General features: G+C 72.6%; 11 protein-coding genes. 5 read left to right on the top strand and 6 right to left on the bottom strand.

The window, feature by feature from the left end; translation table 11 throughout:
* Positions 1-47 precede the first annotated feature (47 nt).
* From C3B61_RS13900 to C3B61_RS13885, 4 genes are all read left to right on the top strand, one after another.
* Complete coding sequence (locus C3B61_RS13900; RefSeq protein ID WP_103461226.1) at positions 48-992, top strand: substrate-binding domain-containing protein; 945 nt, start codon at positions 48-50, stop codon at positions 990-992.
* Positions 989-1,996: a ribokinase gene (locus C3B61_RS13895; protein ID WP_244285941.1), complete on the top strand. Its 1,008-nt coding sequence runs from the start codon at positions 989-991 to the stop codon at positions 1,994-1,996. Before C3B61_RS13900 ends, C3B61_RS13895 begins: the two co-directional genes overlap by 4 nt.
* Complete coding sequence (gene rbsD, locus C3B61_RS13890) at positions 1,993-2,376, top strand: D-ribose pyranase (protein WP_088457490.1); 384 nt, start codon at positions 1,993-1,995, stop codon at positions 2,374-2,376. Before C3B61_RS13895 ends, rbsD begins: the two co-directional genes overlap by 4 nt.
* A 126-nt stretch (positions 2,377-2,502) precedes the next feature.
* Entirely contained in the window at positions 2,503-3,270 is a 768-nt protein-coding gene (locus C3B61_RS13885; protein ID WP_088457489.1) for a VIT1/CCC1 transporter family protein, read from the top strand.
* A gap of 101 nt (positions 3,271-3,371) precedes the next feature.
* Here C3B61_RS13885 and C3B61_RS13880 read toward each other — a convergent pair whose 3' ends face one another.
* The 4 genes from C3B61_RS13880 to C3B61_RS13865 all read right to left on the bottom strand — a co-directional run bounded on the left by C3B61_RS13880 (position 3,372) and on the right by C3B61_RS13865 (position 8,412).
* Entirely contained in the window at positions 3,372-4,079 is a 708-nt protein-coding gene (locus C3B61_RS13880) for a M50 family metallopeptidase (RefSeq protein ID WP_103461225.1), read from the bottom strand.
* Position 4,080: 1 nt separating this feature from the next.
* Entirely contained in the window at positions 4,081-4,659 is a 579-nt protein-coding gene (locus tag C3B61_RS13875) for a GNAT family N-acetyltransferase (protein WP_103461224.1), read from the bottom strand.
* Between the two features lie 91 nt (positions 4,660-4,750).
* Positions 4,751-6,259, bottom strand: a complete 1,509-nt coding sequence (locus C3B61_RS13870; protein ID WP_103461223.1) for a multicopper oxidase family protein — start codon at positions 6,257-6,259, stop codon at positions 4,751-4,753.
* Entirely contained in the window at positions 6,259-8,412 is a 2,154-nt protein-coding gene (locus tag C3B61_RS13865) for a copper-translocating P-type ATPase (RefSeq protein ID WP_103461222.1), read from the bottom strand. Before C3B61_RS13865 ends, C3B61_RS13870 begins: the two co-directional genes overlap by 1 nt.
* 94 nt (positions 8,413-8,506) lie before the next feature.
* Here C3B61_RS13865 and C3B61_RS13860 point away from each other — a divergent pair, with 94 nt between their 5' ends.
* Positions 8,507-8,743 carry an SHOCT domain-containing protein gene (locus C3B61_RS13860; protein ID WP_103461221.1) on the top strand — a complete coding sequence of 79 codons (237 nt, stop codon included), beginning with the start codon at positions 8,507-8,509 and terminating at the stop codon, positions 8,741-8,743.
* A gap of 124 nt (positions 8,744-8,867) precedes the next feature.
* Here the strand turns inward: C3B61_RS13860 and C3B61_RS19745 are convergent, their stop codons facing one another.
* Together C3B61_RS19745 and C3B61_RS19740 are read right to left on the bottom strand one after the other, a co-directional pair.
* Positions 8,868-9,503: a GNAT family N-acetyltransferase gene (locus tag C3B61_RS19745; protein WP_165791179.1), complete on the bottom strand. Its 636-nt coding sequence runs from the start codon at positions 9,501-9,503 to the stop codon at positions 8,868-8,870.
* A gap of 113 nt (positions 9,504-9,616) precedes the next feature.
* Positions 9,617-15,557, bottom strand: a 5,941-nt coding sequence (locus C3B61_RS19740; protein ID WP_103461219.1) for an SCO7613 C-terminal domain-containing membrane protein, incomplete at its 5' end; no start/stop codon positions are given.

The following is a 15,557-nucleotide window of genomic DNA, read 5'->3' as shown; positions in this document are numbered from 1 at the left end:
CTTTCCCTACTTACCTCACACCGACCCACCACAACAAAGGAAACACAATGAAGTCATCCTCCTTTCGCCGTATCGCCGCCGTCACCGCCACGGCCGCACTGATCCTCGCCGGCACCACCGCCTGCGGCCGCGGCGGCGGCGACGAGGCCCGCGGGCCGAAGATCGTGCTCGCGATCTCCACCCTGAACAACCCGTTCTTCGTCGAGCTGCGCGACGGCGCCCAGGCCGCCGCCGACGAGGCCGGCGTCGACCTCTACATCGTCGACGCCCAGAACGACTCCGCCACCCAGGCCAACCAGCTGGCCACGGCCACCGCAGGAAGCACCAAGGCCGTCATCGTCAACCCGGTCGACTCCGACGCCGCCAGCGCCTCGGTGAACGCGCTGACCGCCGCCGACATCCCGGTCATCGGCGTCGACCGCACGGTCAACGACGCCGACCTGACTTCCCTGGTCGCCAGTGACAACGTCGCCGGCGGCAAGCAGGCCGCCGACGAGCTCGCCGCGGCCATGGGGGAGAAGGGCACAGTCATCTCCCTGCAGGGCGTATCGGGCACCTCCGCCAGCCGCGACCGCGGCGCCGGCTTCGACGAGGGCATCGCCGCCTACCCCGACATCACCGTCGTCGCCGAGCAGACCGCGAACTTCGACCGGGCCTCCGCACTCGACGTCACCACCAACCTGCTGCAGGCCAACCCCGGTGTCACCGGCATCTTCGCCGAAAACGACGAGATGGCCCTCGGCGCCATCCAGGCTCTCGGCGCTCGCGCCGGCTCTGAGGTGTCCGTTGTGGGCTTCGACGGCACCGCGGATGGTCTGACCGCCATCTCGGACGGCTCGCTCTACGCCACCGTCGCCCAGCAGCCCGCCGAACTCGGCAAGCTCGCCATCGAACTGGCCGTCAAGGCCATCAACGGTGAGGATGTCGAAGCGACAGTCCCCGTCGACGTCGTTGCCGTCACGAAGACGAACGTGGGCGACTTCTCCAAGTGACCCCGCCAACCCCGCACCCAGACTCCGCGGCGACCCTGACCGGGGTTGTCGTGGTCGGCTCGATCAACGCCGACCAGGTCACCACCGTCGCGCGTCATCCGCTGCCGGGCGAGACTCTGATCGGCACCTCGATCACCGTTCTGCCCGGCGGTAAGGGCGCCAACCAGGCCGTCGCCGCGGCCCAGCTCGGCGCCCGGGTGAGCATGGTCGGCGCGGTCGGCCTGGACGCCCTGGCCTCCTCGGCCACGGCCATCCTCGAATCCGCGCAGGTCGACCTGTCCAGCGTGCGGGCCGTGGACGGGCCCACCGGCCTGGCCCTGATCACGGTGGCCGCCGACGGTGAGAACACCATCGTCGTCATCCCCGGGGCCAACGCCGCGGTGGATGCCGGTGTCGTCGGCCAGAGCGCCGGCCTCATCGCCGGGGCCGCCGTGGTGGTGCTGCAGGGCGAGATCCCCGCAGCAGGAAGCGCCGCCGCCGCCCGGCTGACCCGCGGGCGCCTGGTGCTCAACCTGGCCCCGGTGATCGAGCTCGACCCTGCCACGGTCGCGGCCGCCGACCCCCTGATCGTGAACGAACACGAGGCCGCGCTGCTCCTGGCGCAGCTCACGCCCGGCACAGCGCCGCCCGCGACGGACGCCGAGGCGGTGGCCCGGCTGCGCGAGTGGGGGGTGGCCTCTGTTGTGCTCACCCGCGGTGCGCTCGGCGCGATCGTCTCCGACGCCGAGGGCACCGAAACGGTGGCGTCCCCCGTCGTGGAGGCGGTCGACAGCTCCGGCGCTGGCGACGCCTTCGTGGGCGCTGTGAGCGCCCGGCTCGCCGCCGGGGACACCCTGCGCGAGGCGGCCCGGCTGGCCGTGCGGGTGGGGGCGTTCGCAGTGCAGTCCCGGGGAACGCAGCCGTCCTATCCGCACGAGGGCGACAGCCTTCCCGAGGTCCGTCCCGATGCAGCCACCGATTCTGCGATCGACTCCGCCACCGAGAAGAACGAGGCACACCCGTGAAACGCGCCGGCATCCTGAACGCCGACCTGAACGCGGCCCTCAGCCGCCTGGGTCACGGTGACATCGTCCTCGTCGCGGACTGCGGCATGCCCGCACCCGCCGGCGTGCCGGTGATCGACCTTGCGCTGGTGCACGGCGTGCCGCGCTTCGAGCAGGTTCTCGACGCGCTGCTGGGCGAACTCGTCGTCGAGCGTTGCGTGGCTGCGTCGGAGGCGCAGGGCACGGAGGCCGGGGACTGGCTGAGCGGGCGCTTCACCGACATCGAGTACATCGGACACGGTGACCTCAAGGTGCTCTCGGCGTCTGCGCGGGTGTTCGTGCGCACCGGGGAAGCCACCGCGTTCGCCAATGCCGCGCTCGTGTGCGGGGTGCCGTTCTAGGCGGCAGCCGCAGACCACAGCTGGGCACTGCCGCCGATTAGGTTAGCCTTTCCATCCTCTGATCAGGGGGATTAGGCAAGCCTTTCCAGGCTGGCGGAGTCGGCGGGGGGTGCCTATGGTGACTCTATGGCCATCCTCTCGCCCCCGCTGTTCAGGCCCTTTCACGCCGCCCCGGATGCCGCACCGCGCGCCCAAACAGAGGGCGCTTCGCTGGGCGGCAGCCTGGCCACCCGGCTCAACTGGCTGCGCGCCGGCGTGCTCGGCGCCAACGACGGCATCGTGTCCGTGGCCGCGATCGTGGTCGGCGTCGCCGGTGCCGGCGCCTCCACGCCGGCCATCGTGGCGGCCGGCGCGGCAGGGCTCGTCGGCGGGGCCATCTCGATGGCGCTGGGCGAATACGTCTCGGTGAGCAGCCAGAGTGACAGCCAGCGCGCCATGATCGAGAAGCAGAAGCGCGAGCTGCGCGACGACCCGGCCGGCGAACTCGACGTGCTCACCACCCTTTACGAGGAGCGCGGGCTGGCCCCGGCCACCGCCCGCCAGGTGGCGCTCGAGCTCACCGAGAAGGATGCCCTCAAGGCGCACCTCTCGCTCGAACTCAACATCGTCGAAGAGGATGTGGCCAGCGCCTGGCACGCCGCCGCCGCCTCGGCCCTGGCCTTCACGCTCGGAGCGATCCTGCCGTTGCTGGCGATCCTGCTGCCGCCGGAGAACGTCCGGGTCCCGGTGACGTTCCTCGCCGTGCTGGTGGCCCTGGCCCTCACCGGCGCGCTCGGCGCCCGACTCGGCGGCAGTCGCCTCGCCCGCGCCACCGTGCGCGTGGTCACCGGCGGTGCCGCGGCACTCTTCGTCACCTGGCTGGTCGGCACCCTGCTCGGCACCAGCGTCTTCTAGCGGCGCACGCGCGCGGCCGGGAGTGCCCGTTCGTGAGTTACCGCAAAGTGCCCCCTCCGGGCGTCTGAGGGGGCGTTTTGCGGCAAGTCGAGACGTTGCGGCTAGACCAGGCCGAGCAGTCTCGCCGCGCCGACGAGGCAGGCGCCGGCGACGGCGAAGAACACCAGCACCCAGAACGGGCCGGGCAGGTGGCTGAGCCGGGCCAGCTGGTCGGCGTCCGAGGCGCTGCCGCCGCGGCGCGACCGGGTGACCTGCAGCTCGACGACGGTGCGCAGGGCACCGAGCAGCAGGAACGCGGTGACCAGCACGGCGAAGATGCTCTGCACGGTGGGCGAGCCGAACCAGGTGACCGCGAAGACCACCGCCGCGGTGACCGCCACCGACCACAGCCCGAACCAGTTGCGGATCTGCACCAGCAGCAGCGCCAGCGCCGCAAGCAGCGCCCAGAGCAGGCCGATGTCATGGCCGCGGCTGAGCATCCACGCCGCCCCGAGCCCGAGCAGGGCCGGCGCCGTGTACCCGGCGAGCAGGGTGAAGACCATGCCGGGCCCGCGCGGCTTGCCGCGGCTCACGGTGAGGCCGGAGGTGTCGGAGTGCAGCCGGATGCCCTGCAGCCGGCGGCCGCCGAGAGCCGCGACGAGCCCGTGGCCGCCCTCGTGCACGATCGTGATGCCGTGCCGGGTCAGTTTCCAGGCCGGCGGCACCAGCACGAGCAGGGCGGCCGCGGCGATGGTCACCCACACCGTCAGAGCCGGCAGGGGAGCGTTCGTGGCCGAGACGCGGGTCCAGAATTCGAGGAGCAGGTCCATCTCAGCCCTTCGCGGCCAGGACCATTTCCAGGTGCCGCTCCGAAGTGCGGTGCGGGTCCGTGATGTAGTCGCCGGTGGGGCGGGCGCCGTTCTTCTCGTAGAAGCGGATGGCGCGGTGATTACTCTCGTGCACGTGCAGGTAGATCCGGTCGAGGTGCTGCTCGTCGGCGACCCAGGTGCGGACGGCGCCGAGCAGTCGCGTGGCCACTCCGGTGCGGCCGCGATAGGAGGGGTCGACCCAGACGCCCACCAGGTTGGCGCGAACCGGGCCGCCGATCGGCGGCTCGCCCGGCCGGTAGCTCGGCGGACCGGAGGACACAAAGGCGGCCATCGTGCCGACCCACTGTTCGCCGGGGGTGCGGGCGACAACCTGGAAGCTGGTGGGTTCGGTGTTCCGGGCGCCGCGCTGGCGCCAGTCCGTTTCGGTGAGCGCGAGGACGGCGGCGAATGATTCGAAGAAGCCCAACGGGAAGTTCGCGATGGACCGGAGACGGATATCGCGCAGGCCTGCCCAGTCGTCAGCGGTGGGACAGTAGAGCTCCACAGCGCGGGGCGCGGCGGGTGTTCGTGTTTCGGCCATCCATGGAGGCTAGTCGTGTTCTCTGACCAACGGGTCAATCGGGCCGACTGCGCCCGAATCGTCGGCGAGGGTTCGTGCCTGATGGACCCGCTTACCGCACCAGGATCGTCCCCATCATCCCGGCGTCCTCGTGGTCGAGGATGTGGCAGTGGTAGACGGCGCGTCCGGCGAAGTCGGCGAAACTGATGCGCACTGTGGTCTGCCCGCGGGCCGGCACGTTCACCACATCGCGCCACACGACTGCAGCCTCGGCGGTGCCGCCCCGATCGACGATCTGCATCGGCCACACGTGCAGGTGCACCGGATGGTCCATCTCGCTCGTGTTGCGCAGCGTCCACTCCTCCACGCTGCCGGCCAACACAGTCGTGTCGAGGCGCTCCGGGTCAAACTCCTGCCCGTTGATGGTGAAAGTCATCATCGAGCCGCCGCCCATACCCATTCCCATGTCGAAGCTGAGTTCGCGCCGGGCCGTCACGGTCGCACCGCGCAGGTCGAGCGGTGCCGGTTGGCGTGGCACGGCCCCCGGCGCCGCCACCGGGTCCCCGGTCACCGTGACAGTCGCGAGGGCGACCTCGGTGCCCGTCGCGGCCTGACCGGAGCCGCCCATCATGCCGCCGGAGGTCGCGGTGCCTCGGTCGTAGGCCAGGGTGCGCAACTCGGTTCCGCCCTCCAGCGCGGTGACGAGGATATCGGCCCGATTGCCCGGCGCGAGCAGGATCTCGTCCACCTCCGCCGGTCTTTCGAGGCGACCGGAGTCGATGCCGAGCAGCTGCAGCCGTTGACCGTCGAGGCGCAGTCGGAGGTATCTGGAGACGCAGGCGTTCACGATCCGCCACCTCTCGCGCTCGCCGGGTCGTAGCGCCAGGACAGGCGCCAATTGACCGTTGACCAGCACTAGCTCGCCCTCCCGGCCCTGCATCCGGTCCGCGGCGGATGCGTCCGCGACCGCACCGACGCCGTCGAGCGTGACGTCCGAGATCACCAGGACCCGTTCCCGGCTGCTCTCGATGGGCACCGGGTCGTCGATGACGATGGTGCCGTACAGGCCGCCGAAGACCTGGTCGGCGACGGTGCCGTGGTGGTGCGGGTGGTACCAGTACACGCCGGGCGGGTGGTCGGCCGGGAGCCGGTACTCGTAGTGGAAGGACTCACCGGTCTTCACCATGACGGCCATGTTGTCGCCGTTTCCCTCCGGCGACACGTGCAGGCCGTGCACGTGCAGGTTGGTCGGGCCGGCCAGGCCGTTGACCAGCGTGACCCGCAGCCGGTCGCCGGGAACGAGCCGCAGCGTGGGGCCGGGCAGGCCGCCGTTGTAACCGAGCACCCTCGCGCTGCGCCCGCCGATCACGGTCGTGGCCGGTGTGGCGGAGAGGGTGACATCGAGCAGCCCGCCGCTGCTCGTCAGCTCGTCGGGCTGGTGCAGGTCGTCACCGCCGACGAACCCGGCTGTGCCCGACGGCCAGGTCGCCCAGAGCGCGGCCGCTCCGCCCGCCACGGCAATGACGCCCAGCCCGCCCAGGGCCAGAACGGTGCGCCGGCTGACGGGGCGGGCCAGGGCTGGCGGTTCCTGATTCCGGGGTGCTGCCGGAGGCGCCCGCATCAGGACACCGGTGTCGGCGTGGCGTCGGGGTGGCGGGCGCCGAGCACCCGGGCTGTGCTCACCTCGGGCCGCAGGTCGAGGCGGCGAAGCAGCTGCGCGTTCACGGCCACCACCACCGTCGAGGCCGACATCAGCAGCGCACCCACTTCCATCGGCAGCACAAAGCCGATCGGGGCGAGGACTCCGGCGGCCAGCGGCACCGCGAGCAGGTTGTAGCCGGCGGCCCACCACAGGTTCTGCGTCATCTTGCGGTAGCTGGCGCGGGAGAGCTCGATCACCGAGAGCACCGATCGGGGGTCGTCGCTGGCCAGGATGACGCCGGCGGAGGCGATCGCGACATCCGTGCCGGCGCCGATGGCGATGCCCACGTCGGCTTGGGCCAGAGCCGGGGCGTCGTTGACCCCGTCGCCCACCATGGCCACCCGGTGACCTTCCTGTTGCAGCTGCACCACGGCGGCGGCCTTTCGGTCGGGGTGCACGCCGGCGAAGACCCTGTCGATGCCGAGCTGGGCGGCCACATTGTGCGCCACGGCCTCGGCGTCGCCGGTGATCATCACCACCGCGATGCCCAGGGCGTGCAGGGCGGCGACGGCCTCCGTCGATTCCGGCCGCACCTCGTCGGCGAGGCCGATGGCGCCGATCACGCGGCCGTCTTGCAGCACGTGCAGCACGATGGCGCCCTCGGCGGCCCAGGCGTCGGTGTGCTCGAGCGGCTCGGCGTGATGGCGGCTGAGCAGGCTCGGCCCGCCCACCGCCACCTCGTGGCCGGCGACCGTGGCGCTCACCCCCACGGCGGTGGCCGCCCGGAACCCGGTGGCCGCTGGAACGGATCGGCCGCGGGCCGCGGCGACGATGGCCGTGGCCAGCGGATGCTCGCTGTCGGCCTCCACGGCGGCCGCCAGGGCGAGCACGTCCTCCTCGGTGTGACCGGCGGCGGCGTGCACGTGACTGACCACGGGTTCGCCCCGGGTGAGAGTGCCGGTTTTGTCGAACAGCACGGTGTCGACGGTACGCATGCTCTCCAGGGCGAGCCGGTCGGTCACGAGCACCCCGCCGCGGGCGGCCCGCTCGGTCGCGATCGACACCACCAGCGGAATCGCCAGGCCCAACGCGTGCGGGCAGGCGATCACCAGAACGGTGATGGTGCGCATCACGGCATCCTCCGGGCTGCCGAGCAGGGTCCACGCGATCGCGGTGAGCAGACCGACACCGAGCGCGAACCAGAACAGCCAGCCGGCCGCCCGATCGGCCAGGCGCTGCGCCCGCGACGACGAGGCTTGCGCCTCGGCGACGAGCCGGCGGATGCCCGCGAGCGCGGTGTCGTCGCCGACCGCGGTCACCCGCAGCCGCAGGGCCGTGTCGGTGGCGACGGTGCCGGCCACGACCGCGGCGCCGGGGCCGCGGCGCACCGGACGGGATTCGCCCGTGATCATCGACTCGTCCACATCGGCGGTGCCCTCGGTGACCTGCCCGTCGGCGGGGATCCGGGCGCCCGGTCGCACGATGACCAGGTCGCCCACCTCGAGGTCGGCGGGAGCGACAAGAGTGACGGTGCCGTCATCCACCCGCTCGGCCCCGTCGGGCAGCAGCGCCGCCAGCGATTCGAGCGCGGACGAGGACTGCGCCAGCGAGCGCATCTCGATCCAGTGGCCGAGCAGCATGATCACGATCAGCAGCGCGAGCTCCCACCAGAAATCGAGCTCCATGGCCAGGATGCCCAGGCTCGCGCCCCAGGAGGAGAGGAACGCCACGGTGATCGCCAGTGCGATCAGCAGCATCATACCGGGGGAGCGCTGCCTGAGCTCGGCCACCGCGCCGGTGAGGAACGGGCGGCCGCCCCAGACGTACATCACCGTGCCCAGCAGCGGCGAGACCCAGACGACCCACGCGGCGTTGGGCAACTCATAGCCCAGGAGCATGGAAAACATGCCGTTGAAGACCACGACGGGAACGGCAAGCACCAGCATCAGCCAGAACAATTGGCGGAATCGGGCGACGTGATCGCCGTGCCCGGCATGTCCCATGGCTCCGTGGTCCATCGAGGTGTGGTCCATCGATCCGTGGTCCGTGTCGGCGTGATTCATCGCGGCCTGATCCGCCGGAGAGGCGCCGTCGGTGGGCTGGTCGATGTGGTGATCCGGGTGGGAAGGCATGCCCTCACGTTATACCCCCTAGGGGTACCAGGCAAGGGCAATGAGACTACCGTGGGGGGCACGATCACTTGTGCTCGTCAGGAAAGGAACCTGGATGATGTGGGGATACGGAATGAACCCGGCCTGGCTCTGGCTCTACGGGTTGCTATCGCTGGGCGCGGTCGTGCTGCTCATTGTGTGGACCGTGCGGGTGTTCCGCGACGACTCGCCCGGCCCGGTGGGCCCGCGCAGGAGCGACGCCCGACGGATCCTCGACGAGCGCTACGCACGCGGCGAGCTCACGGCCGAGCAGTACCGCCAACAGGTCACCGAGCTCGGCGAACAGCCCTGAGCGGGTTCCGGCGCGGCCGAGCGACTACCTAAAGGCGGAGAATTTCGGGACTCGCCGGGCCGGCGACCACGACACGCCGCAAGGCCGGAAGATCTCCGCCTGGACCGCAGGCGCGGACGGCAGGTCAGCCGAGATTGATGATCGCGGCCAGCAGATCGGGCTTGAGGGGCCGGTCCGCGAAGATGAGCCGTTCGAGCGCCGCGGTGGCGGGCTGGTCGGACGCCGTGCCGGCCACCCCCTGCCCGCGCCACACCAGGGTGAGCCCGATGCGCTCGAGCACCCGCACCGAGGCGGGGTTGCCGGCCAGAACGCGGGCGGTCACCGGATACGCCGAGGCCTGCGCCGCGGCGAGGGCCACCGTCGCGGCCTCGGTGGCCAGTCCGATTCCCCAGCTGGCCGGGGTCAGCCGGTAGCCGAAGTTGTGCGCCCCGCAGTCCATCAGCGTCGCCGAGGCCACCCCGATGAGCATTCCCGCCGCCAGGGTGGTGCCGGGCAGTGCAGTGCCGGGCAGTGCAGTGCCGGGCAGGTCGTGCCGCAACCGAATCGCCCAGCGCCCCAAACCGGATGCCGCCCAGCTCTGCTCGCTCTCGTCGACCATCCGCTCGGCCTGTGCGAGGGCCGTGTGGCGGCCGGTCGGCAGGTGCAGCCAGGTTCCCGGGTCGGCGTAGACGGCGTGCACCTCGGCCACATCGGCCGCGGCGAGAGGTGCCAGTCGCAGGCGGGTCGTGCTGAGGAACTCGGGGGCGCTGGATTCGGGCACCTCCCCATGTTTCCATGATGCGCGGCGCCGGTCATCCGCAGGAGTGGTGCACCCCGCACCCCGCGCCCCGCACCCGTTGTGACGGGCTGGGCGCGGGGCGCTCTGGGGAGCGGTTAGCGCAGCGCGGAGATCTTCAGCGCCGCCGTCTTGAAGTTCTGGATGCGCTGCTCGTACCGCGCGGCGAGCACGATCAACAGCACGCCGCCGATACCGAGCCAGAGCCACCACTGCACCGAGACGTAGAGCAGGGCGATCCACGGCCAGAGCTGGGCGAGCGCGTGCAGCAACAGCACTGTGGCGCCGAGCACGAACGGAGCCTGCAACCGCCGCGCGGTGCCGAGCAGCAGCACCGCGATGGCGACCACGCCGAGGCCCACCACGCGCCAGACCGGGCTGAAGCTCAGGTCGAGCAGCAGCGACGGCACCAGCAGGAGGAGCAGGCCGGGGGCGAGCGCGGGCCAACTGCCCGCAGCGGGCACCCGCCGCAGGTGCACCAGCCCGGCCGCCACGAGCGCCAGCGCCAGCGGCACGGTGACGATCTCGACGGGGTCCGGCACGTCGTGGAACAGGCCGGCAACGAGCATCCCGGCGGCACCCGCGAGGGCCGTCCCCGCGATGAGCCGGCCCAGCGGGCTACGGTCGCCCCAGAACGCGGCCAGGAACACCGCCGCGAAGACCCAGACCACCAGCACCACCCGCACCGTGGCCAGCGGTGGGTAGCCCAGGGCGACCACTTCGGCGAGCACGGTGCCGAGCAGGGCCGCGACGACGAGGCCATACCCACTGCGAAGCGGCAGGCTGGTGGCGTCGGCGGAATCGGTGCTGCGGGCAACCCAGACCAGGCAGGTTCCGGTGGCCACCAGGAGGGCGGCGGCCGGCAGCAGCCAGGCCTCCAGCTGGCCGCTCGGTCCGGCCGGGGCTCCGGGCAGGGTGAGGATCCGCAGGCCCGCGGCGGTCAGGACGGTGAGGGTGCCCACCAGGCAGGCCGGCCAGGCGAGCAGGGTCCAGCGTGGGTGGGTTGTCTGCAGGGCGCCCAGGATGGCCAGGGCGCCGCCGATCGCCAGGCTGAGCACCGCACGCACCGGGGTGCCTTCGGCGCCGAGGAGAGCGCTGGGCAGCACTAGCGCCGCCAGGCCCACGACGAGACCGGACTGCACCAGACGGGCCGAGGGGACCGGGAACGCGGTACCCCGCGCCCGGCCGATGACCCGCGCCGAGATCAGCTGACCGACGACCAGGGCGATCCCCAGAGGCACGGTGCCCACCTCGACGGGGTCGAGCAGGTCCCGGCCGAGACCGGCGACCAGCACCAGGAAGCCGGCGGCCACGAGCAGCCAGGCCAGCAGGACGCCCGCGCGGCTGCGGTCGAACCAGCGCACGACGACCTGTAGCACGGCGAACAGCGCGATCAGGGCGATCACCCGGCCCGCGGCGAAGGCCGTATAGGGCAACGCGGCGGTTTCGGTCCCGAGGATGCCGGTGAGGGCGACGATGACGAGGCCGTAGCCGAGCAGACGGCGCGGACCGGCCGGGTCCACGGTCACCGCGACAGCGGCATCCATCACGGCAGCATCCGCACGAACCGGCCGTACCAGCGCCGGGGACCTGGCGATGATGGCGTAGCCCGCGCCGATCAGCAGCAGGGCGGCCGGCAGCAGCCAGGCCTCGAGCCGGCCGTCCGGGCCGGCCGGCGAGCCGAGCAGCGGCCGGATGCGTCCCGACGCGGCGACGGTGACGGCCACGGCACCGACCAGGACGCCGGGCCAGGCCACAACCCGCCAGCGCGGCCGGCTGATCAGCAAGGCTCCGCCGACCGTGAGGATGCCGCCGACGGTGAGCACCAGTACCGGTCGCAGCAGGGCGCCCTGGGCACCCTCGACCGCACTGGGCAGCAGTACCAGACCGAGCCCCACGGCCAGCCAGGCCTGCAGAACCGGACCGGCGGCAGACTCCCGCAGGGACGCCGGGTTCCGCGCCGGACCGAGAAGCCCGGCGGCCAGGAGCTGCCCGAGAATCAGGGAGAGCCCCAGCGGACCGGTGGTGAGTTCGAGCGGGGTGGGCAGGCCGAACCCGAGGCCGGCCAGGAGCGCGACCAGGCCTGCGGCCCAGCTGAACCAGGCGAGCACGGTACCCGCGGGGCTGCGATCGAACCAGCGAAGGGCCACGTGCAGCACGGCGAACAGAGCGACCAGGGCGATCACGCGTCCCTCGGCGTACGGACCGAACGGCAGTGCCGCAGTTTCCGCGCCGAGGATGCCGAGCAGTGCCAGGCCGACGAGGCTGTAGCCGAAGCCCCGACGCACGGTGCGGGTACGGGGCGCCGTCGGAGCCGTCGCAACGGAGACGATGAACGGCGTGTGCCGGATGATGATGCCGCCGGTGACCACCAGCAGCAGCGCCGCGGGCAGCAGCCACGCCTCGAGGCGCCAGTCGGCGCCGGCCGCCGGCGCCGTCACCAGCGCCAGGATGCGCCCGGTCGCCGTGACCACGACGGCCGCGGTTCCCACGAGCAGGCCGGGCCAGGCGAGCAGGCTCCACCGGGGGCGGCCCAGTAGTACGGCGCCCGCGATGGCGAGCAGGCCGCCGAGGGTCAGGGTGACCAGTTGGCGCACGGCGTCGTCGGTGAGGCCGGCGGCACCGAGGGTCGTGGCACCGGGTGTGGCCGCCACGACGGCGCTGGGCAGCAGCGCCAGCGCTAGTCCGGCGCCGGTCCAGGCCCACGCTCCGGCGGGCCGGGCGCCATCCGTGGCCCGGAGGCGGGCCGTGACGAGCTGACCGGCCACCAGAGCGAGTCCGACGGGCACCGTCACGAGCTCGAATGGCTCCACAGTGCCGGCGACGAGCGCGGCGCCGGCAGCGAAGCCGGCCAGGGCGGCACAGGTCCACGCCGCGATGGTGCCCAGTGGCACCTGCGGCCGCCAGAGCGCCAGCACATGCCCGATGGCCAGAACGCCCACGAGGGCGATCGCGCGGCCGGCCGCCAGAGCCGAGGTGTCGAACGAGGCCGTTTCCAGCACGGTGAGGGTGCCGAGGGCCACGACCAGGAGCACGACGGCGGCGCGGTCCCTGGCCAGGCGGGTGCGGGCATCCGGGTGGCGCACCAGCAGGAACGCCGCGGTGGCCGTGATGACCACGGTGGGCAGCAGCCACGCCTCGAGCAGCGGTCCCGTGGCGCCCGCGGTGTCGAGCAGGCGCAACGAGCGGGCGATGCCGGTGCTGAGCAGCCCGAGAGCGCCGGCCAGCGCGGTCGCGGCCAGGTAGGCCGAGCGCGGCGGCGCCCAGCGCACGAGCGTGGCGCCGATGAGCAGCACCGCGGATGCCGCGCCGACGATGACCGGACGCACCGGCGACCCGGTCTGCACGCTGAGGGCCAGGGGCAGCAGGGCCACCGAGAGCCCGGCCAGGGTGAGCAGCGCGGCGCCCGGGCTGGCGGTGACGGCGCGGTCGATGCGGCCGTAACGCCAGAGCAACGCGGCCAGCAGCAACAGTAGTCCGGCCAGGGGGAGCACGTAGGCCTCCACCGGGGTGGTGCCGGCGCGGGCCAGGCCCCACCAGAGCCCGGCGGTGGCCGCGACGAGCGAGAGCCAGCCGACATGGCGGCGCCAGGAGGCAGAGGCGAAGAGACCGTCGGCGTCGATCGCGGTGAGCAGCAGGGCCACCGCGGTGAGCAGCAGCACCAGCCAGCCCAGCTCGGCGAGTCCGGGCCGCAGGAAGACGGAGGCGAGCACCACGGCGGCGCCGATCTCCAGGCCGGCCGACGAACGCGCCCAGCTGCCGGTGGTGCCGCCGGTGGTGCGTGCGAGAGTGCGGAGGACCAGGGCCAGTGCCACCGTGAGCAGAGCGGCGATCGGCGCGGCGAGCACCGACACCGTGCCGGGCGCCTCGGTGAGGGAGATGAGGTTCACCGTGAGTGCGAGCACGGCGGGGGCCACGAGCAGCGCGCCGGTGAACCGCTCCCAGCGCAGGCCGCCGCCGCGGGTCAGGGTCCAGAGCAGCATCGCGGCCGCTGTCAGCGCGGCGGCCAGGATGCCGGCGACGGGGGCGGCAGGCAGCATCGTCGCCCGGTCGGCACCGCTCAGGCCGTCGATGATGCGCCCGGTGGGCAGTAGGAGGCCCAACAGAGTCGGGGCGAGCAGGGTCCAGAATCCTGCTCGGCGTTCTACGGCGGTGAATCCGCCGATCCGGCCCTGGGCCAGGAACAGCTGGAGCAGACCGGTGGCCGACGCCACGGCGAGGGCCACCAGCAGCCAGAGCACGGCGGGAGTGGGCGGCGCGGCCAGGGTGAGCGCTTCCGGAGCGGCAGCGGCGCCGACGAGGGTGAGCACGATCGCTCCGGAGAGCAGAGCACCGCGGCTGCCGGCCTGAGACTCGCGGTTCAACAGCAGCCGGGCGACGAACACTGTCAGCACCGCCGACAGCGTGCCGAGCCACCAACTGGCGCTACTGGCCCAGCTCACGGTGTAACCGAGCGCTTCGCTGGCGATGAAGAATGTCACGACAATCGGCCGGTAGCCGCCCAGTGTCAGACGCCCGGCGCGGGCGAGCAGGAGCACGGTGAGGGCGGCGGCGCCCAGCAGCAGATACAGCGGAAGCACCAGCCAGAGCGCCTCGGTGAACGGCATGGCCAGCAGTACCATGACCAAACCGAACCAGGCGAGTATCCGCAGGCGTGGGGCGAGCACCGCACCGGCCCGCCAGAACCCGGCCACCAGCACGGCGACGCCGGTCAGCGTGGCCAGTGCCCAGACGCTCATCTCGTTCACCGAGACGAGCGGATCGCCCGACGTCGTGAACGTCGAGAGCAGGGTGGAGGCCAGTGGTGCGGCGGCTGTGGCCAGCGCAACCGCACCGATCGCGGCCACGAACGACGCGGCGGTGAGCGCGGCGGTGAGCAGGGCGATGCGGGCGGGGCCGGTCGCCCTGCGCCGCCAGGCGAGTTCGAGGCCCAGAGCGAGAGCGGCGATGGCCAGCAACGGCAGGGTCACGAGCAGGGTGTTGTCGTCGGTGCGCCAGACGAACACCTCGATGCCGAAGACCACCGCCAGCGTGGCCAGGCTGGCGGATGCGTAGGCGAAAGCCCGGTAGAGGGCACCCGGTGTGCGCCCGGTCAACGCGACGACGGTGTGAGCGAGAGCGCCGGCGGCGACGGCGCCGAAGGTGAGCAGGGGAATCAACGTCTCGGCGGGAGCCACGAATCCGGCGGTCAGCGTGGCGGTGGCCAGGGCGAGGGCGGCCAGCGCGAGCAGGGCGATCCTCTCGGCCGTGCGGTCCACGGCGGGCCAGAACGAGGCCGTTCCCGGCCGGGTGAACCTGTGCAGGAGCGCGCCGGCTGCGACGCCCAGCGCGGCCAGGAACACCCGGGTGACCGGCTCGGCATCCGCGGCCAACCCGGCCGCGAGAAGACCCACGGCCGGTGCGGCCGCGGCGAAACCGGCCACGCTGGCCACCCGCAACGACGACACCGCGTGCCAGAACAGGAACAGCGCGGTGCACACCGTCAGCGTCACGCCCCAATAGAGGAGGCCGTCGACGGCGCCGAAGCCGAACAGATTGTTCTCCCGCAACGCCCAGGCGTCCAGGAGCACCAGCACCACGGCGAGGGCGCCGATGCCCTCTGCCGTGCTGACCAGACCCTTGCGCCGCAGCAGCCCCGCCGTGATCAGCATGGCCACGGTGAAGAGCCCCACGATGGCCGAGCGTACGGCCAGGCCGGCGACGACGAAGGCCACGGTGAGGAAGACGATCGCCGCGACCGACACGAGGGTGACACCCACGAGCAGCAGCACGACCTGCACGCTCGAGCGCTTGTGCGGGGTCGGCCCCGTCGGCGTCGCCGGTGCGGGGGTGCTCGGCGGGGTCGGCGGCGTGTGGGCGGCCGGGCGAGCCGCCGGAGAAACACCGGGCAGAGCGAATGGGGGAACGGGCTGGGCGGACGGGGCGGGTTCTGCGGGCGCGGCGACGGTGGGCGAGGCCGGGGCCGCGGCGGCGACGCTGACCGGGGTCTGCGCGCCGGCCTGGGTGGCGGCGGATGCCTGTGCGAGGGCCGGCGCGGCG

This window comes from Cryobacterium zongtaii (assembly GCF_002909375.1).
Classification (GTDB): Bacteria; Actinomycetota; Actinomycetes; order Actinomycetales; family Microbacteriaceae; genus Cryobacterium; species Cryobacterium zongtaii.
The sequence above is the reverse complement of the archived record's forward strand: the minus strand, read 5'-3'. Positions and strand labels throughout refer to the sequence as shown.

Excerpts from the sequence above, each read along its gene's own strand:
- C3B61_RS13900 (WP_103461226.1), top strand. The coding sequence starts at position 48 with ATGAAGTCATCCTCCTTTCGCCGTATCGCCGCCGTCACCGCCACGGCC.
- C3B61_RS13885 (WP_088457489.1), top strand. The coding sequence starts at position 2,503 with ATGGCCATCCTCTCGCCCCCGCTGTTCAGGCCCTTTCACGCCGCCCCG.
- C3B61_RS13880 (WP_103461225.1), bottom strand. The coding sequence starts at position 4,079 with ATGGACCTGCTCCTCGAATTCTGGACCCGCGTCTCGGCCACGAACGCT.
- C3B61_RS13875 (WP_103461224.1), bottom strand. The coding sequence starts at position 4,659 with ATGGCCGAAACACGAACACCCGCCGCGCCCCGCGCTGTGGAGCTCTAC.
- C3B61_RS13870 (WP_103461223.1), bottom strand. The coding sequence starts at position 6,259 with ATGCGGGCGCCTCCGGCAGCACCCCGGAATCAGGAACCGCCAGCCCTG.
- C3B61_RS13865 (WP_103461222.1), bottom strand. The coding sequence starts at position 8,412 with ATGCCTTCCCACCCGGATCACCACATCGACCAGCCCACCGACGGCGCC.
- C3B61_RS13860 (WP_103461221.1), top strand. The coding sequence starts at position 8,507 with ATGATGTGGGGATACGGAATGAACCCGGCCTGGCTCTGGCTCTACGGG.